At 34.9% G+C, this 17,760-nt stretch carries 22 protein-coding genes and 2 other annotated features; of the genes, 2 read left to right on the top strand and 20 right to left on the bottom strand.

Annotation, left to right across the window (positions count from 1 at the left end):
• Positions 1-4 precede the first annotated feature (4 nt).
• The 4 genes from pheT to BN55_RS04595 all read right to left on the bottom strand — a co-directional run bounded on the left by pheT (position 5) and on the right by BN55_RS04595 (position 4,980).
• Positions 5-2,419 (bottom strand): phenylalanine--tRNA ligase subunit beta, encoded by a 2,415-nt coding sequence (gene pheT / locus BN55_RS04610; protein ID WP_008470704.1) that lies wholly within the window; start codon positions 2,417-2,419, stop codon positions 5-7.
• Positions 2,419-3,468, bottom strand: a complete 1,050-nt coding sequence (gene pheS, locus BN55_RS04605; protein WP_008470703.1) for a phenylalanine--tRNA ligase subunit alpha — start codon at positions 3,466-3,468, stop codon at positions 2,419-2,421. The genes pheT and pheS overlap by 1 nt, the downstream gene beginning before the upstream one ends.
• 34 nt (positions 3,469-3,502) lie before the next feature.
• Positions 3,503-3,713: a binding site (T-box leader), on the bottom strand.
• 48 nt (positions 3,714-3,761) lie between these two features.
• Positions 3,762-4,115 (bottom strand): winged helix-turn-helix transcriptional regulator, encoded by a 354-nt coding sequence (locus tag BN55_RS04600; RefSeq protein ID WP_008470701.1) that lies wholly within the window; start codon positions 4,113-4,115, stop codon positions 3,762-3,764.
• Between the two features lie 103 nt (positions 4,116-4,218).
• Positions 4,219-4,980, bottom strand: coding sequence for a TrmH family RNA methyltransferase (locus tag BN55_RS04595; protein ID WP_008470699.1), 762 nt, complete (start codon positions 4,978-4,980; stop codon positions 4,219-4,221).
• A 111-nt stretch (positions 4,981-5,091) separates the two neighbouring features.
• Between BN55_RS04595 and BN55_RS04590 the strand changes: the two genes are divergently transcribed.
• Together BN55_RS04590 and yidC are read left to right on the top strand one after the other, a co-directional pair.
• Positions 5,092-5,367 (top strand): acylphosphatase, encoded by a 276-nt coding sequence (locus BN55_RS04590; protein WP_008470697.1) that lies wholly within the window; start codon positions 5,092-5,094, stop codon positions 5,365-5,367.
• Between the two features lie 58 nt (positions 5,368-5,425).
• Positions 5,426-6,412 (top strand): membrane protein insertase YidC, encoded by a 987-nt coding sequence (yidC, locus tag BN55_RS04585; protein WP_008470696.1) that lies wholly within the window; start codon positions 5,426-5,428, stop codon positions 6,410-6,412.
• Positions 6,413-6,465: 53 nt separating this feature from the next.
• On the opposite strand, the gene BN55_RS04580 is transcribed toward yidC, so the two are convergent.
• The 16 genes from BN55_RS04580 to BN55_RS04505 form a co-directional block, all read right to left on the bottom strand.
• Positions 6,466-7,989: a sensor histidine kinase gene (locus BN55_RS04580; RefSeq protein WP_040469291.1), complete on the bottom strand. Its 1,524-nt coding sequence runs from the start codon at positions 7,987-7,989 to the stop codon at positions 6,466-6,468.
• Positions 7,955-8,683, bottom strand: a complete 729-nt coding sequence (locus BN55_RS04575; RefSeq protein WP_008470694.1) for a response regulator transcription factor — start codon at positions 8,681-8,683, stop codon at positions 7,955-7,957. Before BN55_RS04575 ends, BN55_RS04580 begins: the two co-directional genes overlap by 35 nt.
• A 126-nt stretch (positions 8,684-8,809) precedes the next feature.
• A complete protein-coding gene (locus tag BN55_RS04570) occupies positions 8,810-9,358 on the bottom strand; it encodes a YceD family protein (protein WP_008470693.1) in 549 nt (182 codons plus the stop codon).
• 1 nt (position 9,359) lies between these two features.
• The gene (locus tag BN55_RS04565) at positions 9,360-10,520 is read right to left on the bottom strand and encodes a nucleotidyltransferase (protein ID WP_008470692.1); all 1,161 of its coding nucleotides are present in this window, start codon (positions 10,518-10,520) and stop codon (positions 9,360-9,362) included.
• Between the two features lie 2 nt (positions 10,521-10,522).
• On the bottom strand, positions 10,523-10,876 hold the full coding sequence (gene rsfS / locus BN55_RS04560) for a ribosome silencing factor (RefSeq protein ID WP_008470690.1): 354 nt from the start codon (positions 10,874-10,876) through the stop codon (positions 10,523-10,525).
• A 14-nt stretch (positions 10,877-10,890) separates the two neighbouring features.
• On the bottom strand, positions 10,891-11,490 hold the full coding sequence (yqeK, locus tag BN55_RS04555; RefSeq protein WP_008470689.1) for a bis(5'-nucleosyl)-tetraphosphatase (symmetrical) YqeK: 600 nt from the start codon (positions 11,488-11,490) through the stop codon (positions 10,891-10,893).
• Positions 11,468-12,109 carry a nicotinate-nucleotide adenylyltransferase gene (locus BN55_RS04550; RefSeq protein ID WP_008470688.1) on the bottom strand — a complete coding sequence of 214 codons (642 nt, stop codon included), beginning with the start codon at positions 12,107-12,109 and terminating at the stop codon, positions 11,468-11,470. The genes yqeK and BN55_RS04550 overlap by 23 nt, the downstream gene beginning before the upstream one ends.
• A gap of 2 nt (positions 12,110-12,111) precedes the next feature.
• Entirely contained in the window at positions 12,112-13,224 is a 1,113-nt protein-coding gene (yqeH, locus tag BN55_RS04545) for a ribosome biogenesis GTPase YqeH (RefSeq protein WP_008470687.1), read from the bottom strand.
• The gene (locus tag BN55_RS04540) at positions 13,221-13,739 is read right to left on the bottom strand and encodes a YqeG family HAD IIIA-type phosphatase (protein WP_008470686.1); all 519 of its coding nucleotides are present in this window, start codon (positions 13,737-13,739) and stop codon (positions 13,221-13,223) included. The genes yqeH and BN55_RS04540 overlap by 4 nt, the downstream gene beginning before the upstream one ends.
• A gap of 118 nt (positions 13,740-13,857) precedes the next feature.
• Positions 13,858-14,214 carry a 50S ribosomal protein L20 gene (gene rplT / locus BN55_RS04535; RefSeq protein ID WP_008470685.1) on the bottom strand — a complete coding sequence of 119 codons (357 nt, stop codon included), beginning with the start codon at positions 14,212-14,214 and terminating at the stop codon, positions 13,858-13,860.
• Between the two features lie 33 nt (positions 14,215-14,247).
• Complete coding sequence (rpmI, locus tag BN55_RS04530) at positions 14,248-14,448, bottom strand: 50S ribosomal protein L35 (RefSeq protein ID WP_003646917.1); 201 nt, start codon at positions 14,446-14,448, stop codon at positions 14,248-14,250.
• 18 nt (positions 14,449-14,466) lie between these two features.
• Positions 14,467-14,985 (bottom strand): translation initiation factor IF-3, encoded by a 519-nt coding sequence (gene infC, locus BN55_RS04525; RefSeq protein WP_008470675.1) that lies wholly within the window; start codon positions 14,983-14,985, stop codon positions 14,467-14,469.
• Between the two features lie 38 nt (positions 14,986-15,023).
• Positions 15,024-15,135 (bottom strand) — a sequence feature (ribosomal protein L20 leader region).
• Between the two features lie 66 nt (positions 15,136-15,201).
• Entirely contained in the window at positions 15,202-15,966 is a 765-nt protein-coding gene (locus BN55_RS04520; protein ID WP_008470674.1) for an ABC transporter permease, read from the bottom strand.
• Complete coding sequence (locus BN55_RS04515; RefSeq protein WP_040469284.1) at positions 15,966-16,892, bottom strand: ABC transporter ATP-binding protein; 927 nt, start codon at positions 16,890-16,892, stop codon at positions 15,966-15,968. Before BN55_RS04515 ends, BN55_RS04520 begins: the two co-directional genes overlap by 1 nt.
• 5 nt (positions 16,893-16,897) lie before the next feature.
• On the bottom strand, positions 16,898-17,329 hold the full coding sequence (locus BN55_RS04510) for a DUF3021 domain-containing protein (RefSeq protein WP_008470672.1): 432 nt from the start codon (positions 17,327-17,329) through the stop codon (positions 16,898-16,900).
• Positions 17,326-17,760: a LytTR family DNA-binding domain-containing protein gene (locus BN55_RS04505; RefSeq protein WP_008470671.1), complete on the bottom strand. Its 435-nt coding sequence runs from the start codon at positions 17,758-17,760 to the stop codon at positions 17,326-17,328. The genes BN55_RS04510 and BN55_RS04505 overlap by 4 nt, the downstream gene beginning before the upstream one ends.

The raw sequence follows: 17,760 nt of genomic DNA, 5'->3' as shown, positions 1-17,760 counted from the left end.
AAAACTATCGTACACTAACGTTTAAGTTTTCCTTCAAATCAGCAATAATTTTATCTACAGCTTTATTTACAACATCGTCAGTTAAAGTATCTTTTTCATTCAAGAAAGTCAAAGTGTAAGCAATTGATTTCTTGCCCTTTTCAATGTGACTTCCTGAATATACATCAATAACTTTAATATTTTGCAAGTACTTGCCACCTGCTTTTTCAATTTCATCGATAACTTGTTGGTCTGTAACATCAGTATCCAATAAAAGCGACAAGTCACGCTTAATTGCAGGATATTTTGGAGCTTCTTTAGCATGCATTCCCTTGGTAATAAAGGAAATTACTTTATCTAAATCTAATTCATAGCCGTATAATTCGCTACCATGTAAAGACTTTTCTGCCATTGTTACCATGTGAGCAAGCATCCCAATCATGCCGACATATTGATCATCAATGTAAATACCAGCAGTTCTAGTTGGATGCATCCAGTTAATGTTTTCAGCTTTATAAACAATGCGGTTATTATCTAAGCCTAATGCAGTAAATAAGTTTTCTAATTGACCTTTTACGAAGTAAAAGTCGATCTTTTGATTTTCATGTTGCCAGTTTTCATCAAAAGTTGTGCCACTATATAAAGTAGCCAAGTGCTCATGTTCATTGAATTGACCATTATCATGATCATAAACGCGACCTTGTTCATAAAATGCCAATTGCTTCTCTTTACGAGCCATATTATATGCAGCAGCATCCACTAAACCAGTCATCAAGTTTTCACGCATTGTACTTCTACTTGAGTTAAGTGGCCATTGAACTTGAACAGTTTCTTTAGGATCTTTAGTAAAAGCAACAGCCTTAGCTGGTGAAGTTAATGAGTATGAAATAGCTTCCATTAAGCCTTGATCTTGAACAATCCGCTTAATACGTCTAATAGCAGTTTCTTTTTCTGAATAACCACCGTGAGTTTCTGCAAGAAGAGGTTGAGTAGACTTCAAATTGTCGTAACCATAAATTCGACCCACCTCTTCAACCAAGTCAGCTGGAATAGAAATATCCCATCTTCTGTTAGGAACAGTGACAATTAATTCATCTTTAGAGCCATCCACATTAAAGTCTAAACGATCAAAAATCTTTTCCATTTCAGCTCTAGTTAATTGCGTTCCTAGCACCTTGTTAATGTAAGAAACAGCAGTCTTAATAACTTCCGGTTTTCTTTGCTCATCGCTAGCTTTAATTTCGCCAGCTGCTACTGTAGCTGAAGCATCATTTCTAAGCAAAATTGTTGCCATGTCTAAAGCTTTTTGAGTATTGTCCCAGTTAACGCCTTTTTCAAAACGACTTGAAGCTTCAGTTCTATTTGCATGACGTAAAGCGGCTTTTCTTACTAAAGTGCCATCAAAAATTGCAGATTCTAAGATAACATCAGTGGTATCGTCTTCAACTTCTGAATTCTTACCGCCCATAACGCCGGCCATCATCACTGGCTTTTGACCATCAGTAATGACAATATCGTTTGGATCAAGATCTACTTCTTTATCATTCAATAAAGTAAGCTTTTCGCCTTTATTTGCTTTTCTAACTTCAAGCTTGCCACTTGCAAAACTTCTAGCATCGTAAGCATGCATTGGCTGACCAGTTAAAAGCATGATGTAGTTAGTTACATCAACAACATTATTAATTGGACGAATCCCCGCATTCCAAAGTCGTTTTTGCATCCACATTGGACTTTCGCCAATTTTTACGCCAGTAACCTTACGCAAATAAAACTTAGGGGCTAAATCTTTATCTACGCTTACTTGCAATTCATCAGTCCAATCAGGACCATCTTCTTTTAATACAGGATTTTCGATCTTAGGTTTTTGATCTACAATAGCACCAACTTCGTAAGCTGCACCTTCCATTGATAAGGTATCAGCACGGTTAGGAGTGATATCAAAATCTAAAATGTAGTCATCCATGCCAAGTGCTTCATAAACATCTTGACCAGGCTTTACATCGCTATCTTTTGAAAATACCCAAATACCATTAGCGTATTTTTCTGGAACAACTTTGTCAGCAAAACCAATTTCTTGTAATCCGCATATCATACCATTTGATTGAATACCGCGAATTTTACCACGCTTGATTTTTTCATTGCCTGCAATACGTGCACCATGCAAAGCAACAATAACATCTTCACCAGCTGCAACATTAGGGGCGCCACAAACAATTTGAATTGGTTCTTCTTCACCCACATCAACTTGGCATTTGTGCAAGTGAGTTCCTTCAATTGTTTCGCATTCTAAAATATGGCCAACAACAAGTTTTTTCAATCCTTCTTGTGGATGAACAACTGAAGCAATTTCTACACCAGTTCTAGTAATTTTTTCTGCTAAATCTTTTGGATCTTCATCTAAATCAAGAAAATCTTGTAACCAGTTATATGAAACAAGCATTAATTTTCCTCCTTACGGAATTGTTTTAAAAAGCGGACATCATTAGTGTAAAAGTCACGAATATCAGATATACCGTATTTCAAAATTGCAAATCTATCTAATCCTAAACCGAAAGCAAAGCCGCCATAAACACTGGAATCAACACCCGCATTTTCTAGGACGTTCGGGTGAACCATACCAGCACCTAAAACTTCGATCCAGCCAGTATATTTACAAATTGCACATCCCTTACCATCACAATTGAAACATGAGACGTCCATTTCAACAGATGGTTCAGTAAATGGGAAGTATGATGGACGAAGACGGGTTTTACGATCTTGACCAAACATATGCTTAGCAATCATTTCCAAAGTTCCCTTTAAATCTGACATAGTCACATTTTTATCAACTACTAAACCTTCCATTTGTTGGAATTGGTGTGAGTGAGTTGCATCATCATCATCTCTACGGTAAACCTTACCAGGTCCCACCATCTTTAATGGACCTTTAGAAAAATCATGCTTTTCAAGTACTCGTGCTTGGTCACCGGAAGTTTGGGTTCTTAACAAGTTTTCTTCATCAATGTAGAAGGTTGCTTGCATATCACGCGCTGGGTGATCTTTTGGCAAGTTCATCATTTCAAAACAATAGTGGTCAGTTTCAATTTCTGGACCTTGAACCACGCTATAGCCCATAGCAATGAAGTAGCTTTCTAAATCATCCAAAATAATATTAATTGGGTGCTGAGAACCTAAATGACCCTTTCTACCTGGTAAAGTAACATCAATTTTTTCTTCGGCTAATTTCTTTTCAATTAAAGCCTGAACAAATTTATTTTTGGCTTCGTCAATTTGTTTTTGGAAAAGATCTCTAATTTGGTTAACTTCTTGACCAACCTTAGGACGCTCACTAGGAGCGATATCCTTCATTGAGTGAAGAATTTCAGTTAATTGACCTTTCTTTCCTACTAATTCTACACGGATTTTATCAAGATTCTTTTGGTCAGTTGCTTGATTAATATCCTTGAGTCCTTCTTGTCTTAACTTATCTAATTTTTCAAATAAGTCCATATTTTATCCTTTCTAACAAAAAAAGCTCCGTCCCAAAAGGGACGAAGCTTCGCGGTACCACCCTAGTTTGAACACAAACTAATAAAAGTGCGTGTTCACACTTTTTTCTTTTAACGGGGAAATACCGGAATTGATTAGATTCTGCTCCCAAGATGAAATTCATGCCTGATCTTTAAGTTATTCCACCAAACTAACCCTCTCTATAAAAGACCAACAGCACTACTAATCTTGATCGATGCAATTAAAGTTTATGTTAGTATCTTAATTCATTTTAATAAAACATGCAAGATACTTTAGGCCCATTTATCTGCCCAGTCATGTACTTGGTCAAAAACGGGCTGCAATTCTGCACCTTTTTCAGTCAGAGTATAAGAAATGATTTTAGTCTTTGAATCAACATTTCTTTTAACGATATCTTGCTTTTCTAATTCTTTTAATCTTTCGACTAAAACACGATCTGAACACTTATTAATACAACGTGCAAGATCCTTAAAACGCATAGCATTTGTATCGCACAATGATGAAATAATCAATCCATTCCATTTCTTGCCAATGATATCAAAGGCGCTAATAAAATGATCGCAAAGTGAGTAATCTTCAGGTTTGGGACAGCCTGATTTGTCATCCTTAGTTAGAACTTCGGACATAAAGAGTTCCTCCTTAAAAAATTATTTCTCTGAGTTGCAAAACAACCAACATTTATTTTATTATAGAAAATTCACTTACTAAAAACAAGTCTAATCAACTTTCTTAAGCAAAATGATAAATCATAATTCCTGCTGCAATTGCTGCATTTAATGATTCTGCTTTACCTTTAATTGGAATATAGATCTTTTTATCTGCGAGTTCTTCAACATTTGAGCTGACACCATGAGCTTCATTACCAATTACTAAAGCAAGTTGAGGCACGACAGGACAATTATTTAGCTTTTTAGCAGTTTTATCTAACAAACTGACATAAATTGGCAGTCCATTTTGTTTCATATTAGTTAAAGTTTCGATAATTGGCATTTGAATTATCTGGATATGGAATTGACTGCCCTGCATACTTCTTTGAACCTTAGGATTATATAAATCTACGCTTTCTTGAGATAAAACAACTCCGTCAAATCCTGCAGCATCAGCTGTACGAATAATTGTGCCAACATTACCAGGATCAACTAAATTATCCAAAACTACCCACTTGCCATAATCAAATGAGTAATGTTTAGGCTGATTAATTGGTAGGACCATAAAAATATCTTGGCTATTTTTAGTAGATGATAAGTGATCGCAAATGACATCGTTGATAATGATGATTTTTTTATCATCGATATCTTGCTTAGTTTCTAACTTATCAAAAGCATCCCTACTTGCAAGCAAACAATCAAATTGAACATGATTCATTAGCACTTCTTGAACTAAATGAAATCCCTCGATTAGATATTTTCCTTCTTGTTTACGATACTTTTTCTGTTGAAGTTTACGAATATTTTTTATTTTTGCATTATTTACAGAATTAATTTCTAACATATAAATCAAATCTCCTCTTGATATCTATATTTTAAATTAACTAGCAACAAATTAACATGTTAGAATTTATATTAACTAAGTTTTACAAAATTAAAAAGGAAAAGATGCATCATGGAAACCAAGCAAATCAGAGTTACCGGGCTAGTGCAAGGCGTCGGCTTTCGCTGGACTACGCAAATGGTCGCAAATGACCTTGGCATTAAAGGAACTGTAAAAAATAATATGGACGGCAGTGTCACCATTGTAGCGCAAGCAGATCCATTAAAACTTGCCCAATTTATAAGTAAAGTTAAAGCTTCGCCCACTCCAGCAGGAAGAGTTGATAACATTGAGGTTAAAAATTTACCTGATCAAAAACCATTTCATTCATTTACTGTCATCGGTTGATAGAATTGAATTTTCCTAGTAAACTTGATAGCAGTACAAAGAAGAAAGGTTTACATGCATGAAATTAAAAAATAAATATCTCAAAGTCTTTGCCTTACTAGCATTCGTGGCAATTTTTATGACTGCTTGTACTACTCAGACAAAGCACGGAGCATTGACTGCGCCAACCGTTGGACCATATGCCTGGATTTACAGCATTTTTGGTCGCCCACTTCAAAATATCATGTTATTTGTGGAAGCCAAAATTGGAGGGTCAAACGGTGCTGGCTGGGCTATTGCTTTAATTACTTTAGTGGTTCAATTGATCGTTATGCCGCTACGTTTAAATTCATCTTACAAGATGACTAAGCAACAAGAAAAAACGCAAAAATTGCAACCACAAATGCAATTAATCCAAAATGCGATGAAAGATAAGAACTTGACTCAACCTCAACAAATGCAATTGAGTCAACTCCAAATGAAAATCTATAAAGAAAACAACATGTCAATGATGGGCGGTATGGGATGCTTACCTTTACTGATCCAGTTGCCTATCATGATGGGTATTTATCAAGCTGTGGCTTACTCAAGCCAATTAGCTAAAGCCAGCTTTTTCGGAATTTCATTGAGCCAGCGTTCAATTGTTTTAACAATTATCGCAACTGCTCTTTATGTAATTCAAGGTTATCTTTCAATGATTGGACTTCCAGAGCAACAAAAAAAGGCCATGCAAATGACCTTAATCTTGAGTCCAGCAATGACGTTCTTCATCTCAATTTCTTCTTCAGGCGCCTTAGCTCTTTACTTCTTAGCTGGAGGAATCGTGATCGTTATTCAACAATTGATTACCACCTTTATCGTAATGCCTAAGGTTAAAAAAGAAGTTGCTGAAGAATTGAAAGATAAGCCTTTAAAGACTGTCGTAACTCAAGCTACTATTGATGAAATTATCGGTAACCCAAATTCAAATTCAACTGCTACTCCTACTCAAAAGAAGGCAAGCAATGAATTACACAAAGACTTACGCGCTCGCAATGCTGGCAAACAAAAGCGTAATAAAGATTAACTTTAGACATTTAAAAAGACTAGGTTTGAAAGCCTAGTCTTTTTGATTTGTCTTTATTTTTGTAATAATGGAAATTCGATCTTGAACTTACTACCTGATCCTACTTGCGAAGTTACGCTGATTTTTCCATGGTAACTTTCAACAAGCTTTTGGGCAATTGATAAGCCTAAACCATTTCCACCTTTTTCCCGAGTTCTTGCCTTATCTACACGATAGAAACGATTAAAGATTTTACTCTGCTCATCTGGTGCAATTCCTTCACCAAAATCTTGCACAGCAATTTCTACTTTATCTGCTTCTGTAGAAGCATCCACAATAATTTCTTTACGATCAGTAGAATATTTAATGGCATTATCCATCAGAATTATCAGAACTTGCTCTAAATGATTATGATACATCTTAATCATCGTATTTGGCGCTAAAGCATCGTTATAAGTGATCTTAAAGTCTTTATGGATCATCCGCATATCATTGACGGTTCGCGTCAAGACCTCATTAACATCAGTTACTTCATCAGGGTATTGAACATCAATTTGTTCAGCGCGAGTTAAGTCAAGCATTTCTTGAATTAAGTGATTCATCCGACTAGTTTCTTGAAGTGAAGCCTTAATAGATTCATCTAAAACCTCTGGATCATCTTTACCCCAGCGTTCGAGTAAGTTTAAATGTCCTTGAATTACCGCCACTGGCGTTCGCAACTCATGAGAAACATCACCAACAAATTGTTTTTGCTGCTGGATATAAGCTTGCATCCGGTCTAGCATTTGATTAAAGTTATCAGCTAATTCGCCCAATTCATCTTCACGTCGCAATTTTGGCATTCTTTCTTGACTATTTGGATCATCGTTAACGGCCCGCGAGATTCGTGACATCCGCTTGATTGGCTTAACAATACTATTGACTGTTAAGTAAGACAAAATAATAAATATTAAAATTGCACCTACTGATAAGCCTACCATCCAGTTGCGCAAGCGCCGCAAGATAGCGTTAGATTTAGTCAAGGCATTATCCACAACCAAGTATCCAGTTAATCTTCTAGTTTTGGAAGAATAGATCTTGGTATAATCTTGCAAATGTAACTTACCATCAATATTTTGCAAATTAAGTACGTGATGCGCATCATAATTAGGCATATCAGCATCTTTAGGCAGGGTTCCATTTGAAAAGACAATTTCTCCTTCAGGATTATAAATAAGCACTGTCGTATCGCGACTAGCTAAAGTGGCTAAAATGTCATCGCTAAAGATATTTGTCTTTTCATTAGCCGCAATTGGAGCCCTGCCTTCCAAAATTCGCTGCGTATTCGGCGATAAACTCGGCACCACATTAGAAATCTGCAAAGTATGAGGAATATCTACCAATCGATTTTCAAAAGTTTGAGAAATCGACTGAGTGACATTTTCTTCTTGTTCAATTAATTGCTGACGCACTAATGAATAAATTGCGATAGAAAATATGATAAAAGAGACCGTTATAATCGTCGCTACCAATCCAACCAACTTGAAAGATAGCGAATGCTTAATGGTCTCTTTTAATTTGCTATTAGTTTTCTTCTTGACGTTGTTCATCATTCTCATCGGTTCTTACCATATAACCGGTTCCACGAACAGTTTTAATATAAGATGGTTGTCCTGGAACATCAATCTTATTACGCAAGTATCTTACATAAACTTCAACAACATTAGTCTCAATCTTAGAATCTGGTCCCCAAATCTTGTTAAGCAATTGTTCACGAGTAACCACGTTATTCTTGTTTTCAATTAATGTCATCAACAAGTTGTATTCACGCTTGGTTAAATCAACAGTCTTATTGCCACGGTGCACGATTCTATTAGCAGTTTCAATAGTTAAATCATTAAAATGAACTACCTTTTGAACGCCCATAGTTTCACCTAAAGCACGCTTTTCAATTTGAACGCGACGAAGTACTGCACGAAGACGAGCTAATAATTCTTCAATAGCAAATGGCTTAACGATATAATCATCTGCACCATGATCTAATCCAGATACTCTGTCGATAACAGAATCACGAGCAGTCATCATAATAATTGGCGTAGTTTTTTCTTGACGAACGCGCCGAGCAATTTCTAGTCCATTCAAATCTGGTAGCATCAAGTCTAACAAAATAGCATCAAAATCTTGACTTAATGCCAAATCTAGCCCTTTACGACCATTTGATTCAACGGTAGTTTGATATTTCTCGTGTTGTAATTCAAGTTCAACAAAGCGAGCTAAATTCTTTTCATCCTCAATAATTAAAATTTTACTCATTTTTTGATCCCTATCCTATTCTCTAAACAAAAATAGTCCACTAACTTCTCCAACTTACTGTTTTCAATATTCTAGCCTATTTTTATTAATAATTTAATAATAATTTTAAATCAGTCTTATTGCAAGTTATTTATCACTATTTTCGTCATCGAAAAGATTTTTTAATTTAGCAAAAGCTGGGTTAACCTTATTTTGTTGGCCTTCTTGATGCTCTTGTTCAGAAACAACCTTCCAGCCATTGCCTTCAGGATACAAATCATCATCTTTTTCTTCACGTGTTAATGCGACGCTTGGCAAACTTAAAAGCAAGTTATCTTCAATTGCAGTTTGCAAATCAATTACGTCATCCTTGATCGTAATGATTGTATCTTCTTCATCAAGTTGTTCTTGAGTTGGCTTAACTTCACTATAATTTTCAGTAAAATCAAATTTTTGATGTAAGCTAACTGGCTTTAAACTACGCGTAGAAGGCACTACAACATTTGCTTCTACTGTAAAGCTACCAGTTACAAATGGTTCATCATAAAAGAATTGTCCTTTAACGTGTACATCATCTGCAGAAATTAAAAGTTCCTTACTTCTTTCAAAAAAGTCATGACTTAATTCTACATCTGAATCCACTGGCGTTAAGGGATTATTAGAATTTTTTATTTGTGTAAAAGAATACTCTAACATTTTATTTCACCTCTATTGGTCGGCGACCAAAGTTTTGGTCTTGGCCGATAATTTCTTCATATAAACGATCTGTCTTAACTTGCAGGCCTAAAGTTCCACTTTTTGCACTGCGTTTATCAACTTTTGAAATAATCGGTATTTCAAAGTCCTTGCGATTTTCTTTAAGATAATTACGTCCTCTTGCGCTATAACCAAGAAGTAGTGTAGAAACATCCCCATAAGACTGGATGATATCTTCTTGTCTGATATTAAGCAGCGTATATAAAGCAAGTCTACGTAAACGAGCATAAGTGTATCTTTTAGATTTTACTCGCATTAAAAATGCAGTAAAATCTTGCGCTTCATGGATTTCTTCTTTAAATTTATAATCCAGCCCTTCGCTCATTTGATAGATATCTTTAAGTTCTGATAAATGTGCGCTTTCTATGCGGTATTTTAAAAATTTAAAAAGTATATTCCAGTTAGGATATACTTCTTGATTCATTAAATGCGTTAATTCACTCTTAGGCAAGAAATTTTTTAATTCAATTAAATCTTGTGCTTTATGGTGAATAATAAAATTACGGATTCCTGTAGCAGAAGAAACAATTTTATCACGCACTAGTGGCGAATCATGACCGCTGCCAATACGTTCAATAGGATGCAAATCCATTGGATGGTTGACCTTTAAATTAGCAACTGCATAAGAAATCGCAAGCATCAAGTTCGGCTGGTTAACTTCGTGACCTACTTCACGCGCTACCATTTCATTATATTGCGTCGCATAAGTCTGGGTATAATCTCTAAATTGCAGGCTATTTTTAGGAATCTGAATAATTTTTTTGGCTATATAATCCAAATTCAAATTGGCATCTTCAACGCCAAACACCAGATCTTTTACACCAAGCTTTGCTAAAATGCTAACGCCACCTTCAGCAAAAATATCAGCTGGCTGGACGGCATAAGAAAATGGTAATTCAAACACTAAATCTGCCCCACTATTTAAAGCAGCTTGCGCACGATCCCACTTATCCATAATTGCCATCTGACCACGCTGAACGTAATTGCCTGACATTAAAACAATAATGGGATCATTTTTAGCCAAAAGACGGGCTTGATTTAATAAAAACTCATGCCCGCTATGAAAAGGATTAAATTCGGCAATAATTCCAACAGCACTCATTTTTAATCCTGATCCAAATTCAATTCAACTTTCTTGCCATCATTCCATAGCTTTTCCAAGCCATAAAAGTCTCTTGCATCTTCAGTGAAGACATTTACGATTACGTCGCCTAAATCGATTAAAAGCCAGTTAGAATCACGTGTGCCTTCAATTCGGTAATCATTTGCACCGTGTTCATGAATTTTATCCACAATTGAGTTAACAATTGCGTGCAATTGACGGTTAGAACCAGCAGTAGTAATTACGTAATAATCAGCCAAAATACTGATACCTTGCATATCGTAAGCTTCAGTATCTTCGCCATGTCTTTGCTCAATTGCTTCAACAGTTAAATCTAATAATTCTTTGCTTGTCAAAATTATTCCTCTTTCTATTTTTTTACTGACCAAACATTATATGCATCAAAAGTCTTGGGATATATTTTTTGACGGTTGGTTACTAAAAAATCTAAAGTATGAGCTAATTCAAACCCCACGCCATCATCTAAATTATTAAAGGCTACTTTCCTAGCTTCGTCTACACCTGGGAAATCACGGCCTGGTTCAATAAAATCAGCTACAAAGACAATTTTATCTAGCGTTGTCATCTCAACGTCTGCTGTAGTGTGACGCCAAATAGCTGTTAAAATTTCTTTATCAGTAATGCCAAGTTCTTTTTTAATAAAATATGTACCAACTATTCCGTGCCAAATTGCACGATTATAGTTTAGTAAATCCTGATCAAAACCTTGAGTTTTAATAGCTTCGATAAAGCGTTCATTAGAAATTTGCTTAGCATAATCATGAATAAAACCGGCTAAAGCCGCCTTATCTTCATCATAGTTATTGAGTCTAGCTAATTTTCTACTAGTTTCGCTAACGCCAATACAATGTTTGAATCTTTTTTCATCCATATTTGCTTTTTCTTTAGCAACTAACTCATCTGAAGTTAAAGGAGAAAAAGTTTCTTTAAAAGTTATCTCTTGCTGCATATAAGCCTCTTGATTCTATATATAATCTCACTTCTTCAGGAACTAAGTATCTGATTGAATTGCCTGTTGCAACATTTTGTCTGATCATTGAAGACGAAATATCTAAATCTGGCGCATCTACCCAAATCATTGGATATTTTGGCTTTTGCGGATAATTAGGTCTTCTTACGCCAACTAATGTTGCAAGTAGCGCAATAGTTTCAGGCTCATGCCAATTTTCAAAATCATTGACTTCATCACTACCCATAATCAAGTAGTAATGATTCTTAGGAGCACGCTTTTTCAAGTATCTTAAAGTATCAACAGTATAAGATACGCCACCACGCATTATTTCAAATAGCTTTACATGAAAATATGGATTATTATGCGTCGCTAGCTCTAACATTGCACAACGATCCTTAGCACTAACATTGCCAGCGAGTTCTTTATGCGGCGGAATATTAGTTGGGATAAACCATATTTCATCTAAATGAAGCTTTTTACGTACTTGCTCAGCCATAACTAGGTGCGCCATATGAACTGGATTAAAGGTTCCGCCCATAATTCCAATCTGCATCGCTGAACTAGTAGCTGGCTCAAAACGCATCTCTGGCTTTTCTTTTACAATACAATTATTCATTATTATATCAACGCTCTTCTAATTCCTAATCCTATTGCATCTGGAGTATATGCTTTAACTACTACATTAGCTGGAGTGGTAATAAAACCAACCCCACCAAACAAAATATCGCTTTTGACATCTGGTGAAAATGTCTGCCCCTTTAATAGTCCTAGATCATCTTTTTCACTTGGTGGAAGCAGTAAATCTTTTTTATGCTTTTCATAAAATTGGTCGGCATTCTCAGTTTTGGTCCGGTGAACATAAAGATCGCGCGCTACATAAAGCGTAAATCCTGCAGACGGACCATCGATATAGTCAAAACGACCTAATCCTGCTAAAAAGATAGTTTGACCAGGCAATAATTGATAAGTTGCAGGCTTTAATGGCTTTTTAGGTTCAACAACTTCTAATTCTTTACCAGTTAAATGGCTAGCTAATTGCTTTTTACTCAAAATTCCGGGTGTATCAATCAAGTAGTGTCCATTGTCCAAAGGAATCTTGATTTCATCAAGCGTAGTTCCTGGAAACTTAGAAGTAGTAATTAAGTCCTTTAAGTCTGAACGTTCAGACAAAATAGCATTGATTAAAGTAGACTTACCTACGTTAGTTGTTCCGACAAAGTAGATGTCTTTCTTTTTGCCTTTTTTAGCAATAAAGTTAATTAATTCATCTAAATTCTTCTTCTTAGCTGCGCTAACTAAAAAGATCTTTTCTGGTTTTAGGCCATTACGGTTGGCTTCTTGACGCATCCAGTCTTTGATTTTAGTTTCTTTAGAGTTCTTAGGGAAAAGATCTACTTTGTTTCCTACTAAGATATACTCATTGCCACCAATAAATCTCTTTAATGAAGAAATCAATGAATTGCTAAAATCGAATAAATCAACCACATTTACAACTAGGGCCTTTTTATCAGCTATCGAGTTAAGCAATGCTAAAAAATCGTCGTTGTTCTCAGATACTGGCATTATTTCATTGTAGTGACGCAGGCGAAAACAACGCTGACAATAGACATCGCTACCTTCGTCATTTAAGGCTTTTTTTAATGCTGAAGATGGCAAATAGCCTGCTTCTTTAGGGTCAGTATCTTGTAAAACACTTCCACAACCAATACATCTTAATTCTTCATCGTTCATTTAAGTTTCTCCTCAAAAACTACTTTTTTCTTCAAATTCAAAAAGAAGTATATTATTTTTTCAAAAAAGCGATTAATTCTTGTGTTCCACTTATCTGTCTCAACTAATGGCTTAACCAAAACTGTCTTTACATGAGCCAGATTGCCTGCTTGAATATCAGTAATTAATTGATCTCCTACCATTAAAACTTGATTAGGTTTTAAATTGAGCAACTTCAATTCCTTATTAATTCCAATTGGAAGTGGCTTACGTGCCTTAGCAATAAAGGCAATATGATAAGGATCAAGAACTTTTCCAATTCTTTGTGCATTATTATTTGAAATTACAACCAACTTAATACCAGCTTGCGCTAATTTTTTATTCAGTTGATCCATTTCAATGGCAGTATCTGCTTGATTCCAGGCCAATAGCGTATTATCCAAATCAGAAAAAACAGCCTTAATACCCATCTTTTTTAATTGATGTGGGTCAAGATTATATATTGTATCTATTGTATAACGGGGTCTAAATAACATTAAAAACTCTCCACTTTTTTATCATATATAATATACCAGAATCCGCCACTTAAGAGAAATCATTAAATTTACTCGAAAAAAAAGATCGGGATGCGTTCCCAATCTCTTTAAAAATATCTTAGTTTAAAGCTTTCTTAGCAGTTTCTGCTAATTCCGCAAATGCCTTTTCATCGTTGTAAGCAATGTCAGCTAACATCTTACGGTTGATGTCAACACCGGCAACTTTAAGTCCGTGCATTAACTTAGAGTATGAAAGACCATTTTGTCTTGCAGCAGCGTTAATACGTGCAATCCATAATTTTCTGAATTCACTCTTAACCTTCTTACGGTCACGGAATGCATATTTACGTGATACAAATACTTGAGTACTTGCTGCTTTAAATTGTAAGTGTTTTGAGCCACGGTAACCCTTGGCTAATTTCATGATCTTCTTACGACGCTTGCGTGTTACGGTTCCACCTTTAGTTCTTGGCATCTAAAATTCCTCCTCAAAAAATACTTTATAAAATTAACGCATTTGGGAAAGCATCTGTTTGATGCGCTTTAAGTCACTTGCTGAAACCATAGCAGCTTTTCTCAAATGACGACGTTGTTTCTTGGTCTTTCCGTGGAAACGGTGTCCAGTGTAAGCGTGGTGACGCTTTAAACCACCGTTAGCAGTTCTCTTGAAACGCTTTGCAGAAGCGCGGTGTGTTTTTTGCTTTGGCATATCTATTCCTCCAATTAACTACTTTTTCTTTTTATCTTTTTCACTCAAAGGAGCAAGCATTAAGAACATTGAACGACCTTCCATCTTAGGCTTAGTGACTACAGTAGATAAGTCGCTAGCTTCATTGGCCATTTTTTCCAATACTTCTTTTCCAAGCTCTTTATGAGTGATAGCACGGCCTCTAAAGCGGATTGACACTCTCACTTTAGCGCCCTTGGTCAAGAATTTACGAACATGCTTTAACTTAGTGTCAAAGTCATTTCCTTCAATGGTTGGACTTAAACGAATTTCTTTAACAGCCATTACTTTTTGGTTTTTACGGTTTTCCTTAGCCTTCTTTTGTTGTTCGAAACGGAACTTACCGTAGTCCATAATACGAGCAACTGGTGGCTTAGCATTAGGAGAAAGTAAAACCAAATCCATATCGGCATCTGCTGCTTGATGTAAAGCTTCGTTCTTAGATACGACACCAATTTGTTGGCCGTCGGCTCCAATTAAACGAACTTCACGAGCACGAATGTCTTCGTTTAAGATCATATTTCTTGGTATGAGTATTCACCTCCATGTTAATTTCGAGGACAAGAAAAAAGCGGGCAAAGTTAACGCCCGCTTTTAATCAACAGATATTATCGATCAGCCCAGAGGTATATCAACTTAGGCGAGAAGCGGGTGCTTCTTCTTGTTCTCAACTTCTAAATTATACCATCTAACTAATCTACGTCAAGGGATTAAACAAATTTATATAATTCAACATTAATATGCAGCCAAACTTCCAGCTTTTCTTACTTTTTGATTAGTAATTTCAAAAATAAAGAACCCGATCACTAACCATAAAATTGCATTAAATAAGGATGCCATTAGATAAAACGAAAAATTGTATGTACGTTGGTTAACAATTAATCTCATCCAGCTAACCATTGGACAGATCGGTAATAAACAAGATAAATATTTAATACTTAGTGGATAGTTTTCAAAATTAATTAATAAAATCCCTAAATAGACATACTGAAAGATTACCAAAGTACTTCCAATTCTTTTAAAATTTAAAACTAAACTTACAATTAAATATCCTAATCCAACAGTAACTAACAATGCTAGAAAGAATGGCAAAACTGTAATAGGTGAAAATTTAATCCAATTATTTGTAATCATCATAATAATTATTAAAGCTAAAAACGCTTGAATCGCTGAAGAAACAATATTCACCACAATTTTATTGAAAAACAATCTTTTAAAAGATATTGGCATTAAAAATTGTTGTTCTAAAATGCCATTTTGCATCTGATTAGCAATACAAGTCCCCATTTGACTAATTGTATTCTGGATCAAAGTCCATAAAACGTACCCAATTACCAACGCATTTAACGTTTTTCCAATAATCCCCCCACCAGCTAAAGAACCACTAAAGAAAATGGCCATAAACATTAGGATTAATAAAATAAAATCAGAAAAATAGCTAAAAGGATATCTCTTATATAAGTATATTTGACGCCATATTTCGGCTTTTAAGCTCATCATTATTTTTCTCCTACATAATAATTAAATATGTCTTCTAACTTCATCGTTTTAGTCTCAATCTTCCTAATAGGTAATTCACCTAACACCTCAAGAACTTGAGGTAAATTATTTTGCTTTTTAACATTCAATTGATAAGAATTCTCGGTATTCGTAATAAGAGTACAATACATTGATAATTTTTCTCTATCTGATTCCTTAAGCGAATGCGTTAAAGTAATTTTCAAAATTGATTGATTATTAAAGTTTTCCAGACTATCTTTTATATTATCTGAAAAAACGAGCTTTCCTTGATTAATCAGTAAAATTTTTTCAGCTACTTTTTGAGCAAAATCTAACTGATGAGTAGTTATTAAAATACCGACACCATTAGAGGATAATTTTTTCAAAATACTAATTACCACTTGTGTTGATTTGATATCCAATCCTAAAGTAGGCTCATCTAAAATTAAAAGTTTTGGTTCAGCAATCATCGCGCAACAAATGCCAACTGCTTGTTGCATCCCTCGACTTAGACTAGTAATGGGCACGTTCCTCTTTTCAAACAATCCAAATTGTTTTAACAATTCAACTCCTTTCTTCTCAGCCATATTTTTAGTTAGACCACGTTGACCGCCCCAATAAACAAAATTTTCAATTGGAGATAAAGACCAAAACATATTTCGTGATCCCTCCAAAAGCGCACCTGTGTTTTTCAGGAGCATTAACCCTTTACTAGTAATTTCTTGACCTTCAAAATAGATCTTTCCTTCATCAGGAATTATCAAATTCAAAATCATTTTTAAAGTAGTTGTTTTCCCAGCACCATTTGGTCCTAAAAATACTACAATGTCGCCATGACTTATCTGAAAAGAAACATCATTTACTGCTTTTTTACCTGTATCTTTATATTTTTTTGAAAGTCCATCTACTGTCAATAAAGTCGTCATTTTTCTCACCTAGTATTCTGCTTCAATTTTTTATTAATTTCTCTAACGTCATGCCACAAGTGCCAAAAGTAAATTCCATAGGCAATTGCATACATAATAATGAAATCAACAATCACAGCACCAAATAAATGCCAAGAGAAATTAAAATTATTAATAGTTAAATTAAATAAAAGCCATGCGCTTAAACAAATAAAGAAATTAATAATAATTTGTTTTCTTAATGACCAGGAATCTTTATTAAAAATCAAGCTTGCAAAATAAAAGAAAATCCCAATTACAAAGGAAGTCACTAACCAAAAAAGAAAGTACAATACTGACATTTTCATTGCAGCGACATCTTTTCCATTAAGCGATAAAAATAAATCAGCCGCAACCCAGACCATTCCGATCCCAATTCCAATCAAGCCACTAACTAGCATATTTTTAACATTTCTCATAGTCCTAGCACCTCTTTTAAATTCTTAATCTTACGTCTTGAAATTTGCACAGTAAGATTATTTTTCAAGATTGCATCAACATTTCCATCACTTAAGATCTGCAAATGATCGAGTTTGTGACAATTAACTAACGCACTTCTTGACGCCATTACAAAATCTGAAGGTAATAATTGTTGGATCTGATATAACCTGCCTTTATACAGATAATTTTCTGTTTCTGTATAAACATAAGTCTTTTCATTTTCAACTTGTATTAAATAAATATCGGAGAAATTAATTGAAAAAGCATTTCCTCTTTGATAGCACCAGACAAAGTCCTTTTCACTAGTCAAATCTTCAGTAATTTGCCTAATTCTTTCTGTCATTTTTCGTAACCAAAACTCAGCTTTTTCTTCTGGTAAGTGTTCATCAATATGAAACTTTATTTTCAT

The sequence above is a fragment of the Lactobacillus hominis DSM 23910 = CRBIP 24.179 genome, from assembly GCF_000296835.1.
Classification (GTDB): Bacteria; Bacillota; Bacilli; order Lactobacillales; family Lactobacillaceae; genus Lactobacillus; species Lactobacillus hominis.
The sequence above is the reverse complement of the archived record's forward strand: the minus strand, read 5'-3'. Positions and strand labels throughout refer to the sequence as shown.

Excerpts from the sequence above, each read along its gene's own strand:
- BN55_RS04565 (WP_008470692.1), bottom strand. The coding sequence starts at position 10,520 with ATGAGTGCTGTTGGAATTATTGCCGAATTTAATCCTTTTCATAGCGGG.
- yqeH (WP_008470687.1), bottom strand. The coding sequence starts at position 13,224 with ATGAACGATGAAGAATTAAGATGTATTGGTTGTGGAAGTGTTTTACAA.
- BN55_RS04540 (WP_008470686.1), bottom strand. The coding sequence starts at position 13,739 with ATGTTATTTAGACCCCGTTATACAATAGATACAATATATAATCTTGAC.
- BN55_RS04600 (WP_008470701.1), bottom strand. The coding sequence starts at position 4,115 with ATGTCCGAAGTTCTAACTAAGGATGACAAATCAGGCTGTCCCAAACCT.
- BN55_RS04595 (WP_008470699.1), bottom strand. The coding sequence starts at position 4,980 with ATGTTAGAAATTAATTCTGTAAATAATGCAAAAATAAAAAATATTCGT.
- BN55_RS04590 (WP_008470697.1), top strand. The coding sequence starts at position 5,092 with ATGGAAACCAAGCAAATCAGAGTTACCGGGCTAGTGCAAGGCGTCGGC.
- BN55_RS04575 (WP_008470694.1), bottom strand. The coding sequence starts at position 8,683 with ATGAGTAAAATTTTAATTATTGAGGATGAAAAGAATTTAGCTCGCTTT.
- infC (WP_008470675.1), bottom strand. The coding sequence starts at position 14,985 with ATGATCTTAAACGAAGACATTCGTGCTCGTGAAGTTCGTTTAATTGGA.
- BN55_RS04510 (WP_008470672.1), bottom strand. The coding sequence starts at position 17,329 with ATGAGAAATGTTAAAAATATGCTAGTTAGTGGCTTGATTGGAATTGGG.
- pheT (WP_008470704.1), bottom strand. The coding sequence starts at position 2,419 with ATGCTTGTTTCATATAACTGGTTACAAGATTTTCTTGATTTAGATGAA.
- BN55_RS04570 (WP_008470693.1), bottom strand. The coding sequence starts at position 9,358 with ATGTTAGAGTATTCTTTTACACAAATAAAAAATTCTAATAATCCCTTA.
- BN55_RS04515 (WP_040469284.1), bottom strand. The coding sequence starts at position 16,892 with ATGACGACTTTATTGACAGTAGATGGACTTTCAAAAAAATATAAAGAT.
- BN55_RS04580 (WP_040469291.1), bottom strand. The coding sequence starts at position 7,989 with ATGAGAATGATGAACAACGTCAAGAAGAAAACTAATAGCAAATTAAAA.
- BN55_RS04520 (WP_008470674.1), bottom strand. The coding sequence starts at position 15,966 with ATGATGAGCTTAAAAGCCGAAATATGGCGTCAAATATACTTATATAAG.
- yidC (WP_008470696.1), top strand. The coding sequence starts at position 5,426 with ATGAAATTAAAAAATAAATATCTCAAAGTCTTTGCCTTACTAGCATTC.
- rplT (WP_008470685.1), bottom strand. The coding sequence starts at position 14,214 with ATGCCAAGAACTAAAGGTGGAACCGTAACACGCAAGCGTCGTAAGAAG.
- rpmI (WP_003646917.1), bottom strand. The coding sequence starts at position 14,448 with ATGCCAAAGCAAAAAACACACCGCGCTTCTGCAAAGCGTTTCAAGAGA.
- BN55_RS04505 (WP_008470671.1), bottom strand. The coding sequence starts at position 17,760 with ATGAAAATAAAGTTTCATATTGATGAACACTTACCAGAAGAAAAAGCT.
- pheS (WP_008470703.1), bottom strand. The coding sequence starts at position 3,468 with ATGGACTTATTTGAAAAATTAGATAAGTTAAGACAAGAAGGACTCAAG.
- yqeK (WP_008470689.1), bottom strand. The coding sequence starts at position 11,490 with ATGCAGCAAGAGATAACTTTTAAAGAAACTTTTTCTCCTTTAACTTCA.
- BN55_RS04550 (WP_008470688.1), bottom strand. The coding sequence starts at position 12,109 with ATGAATAATTGTATTGTAAAAGAAAAGCCAGAGATGCGTTTTGAGCCA.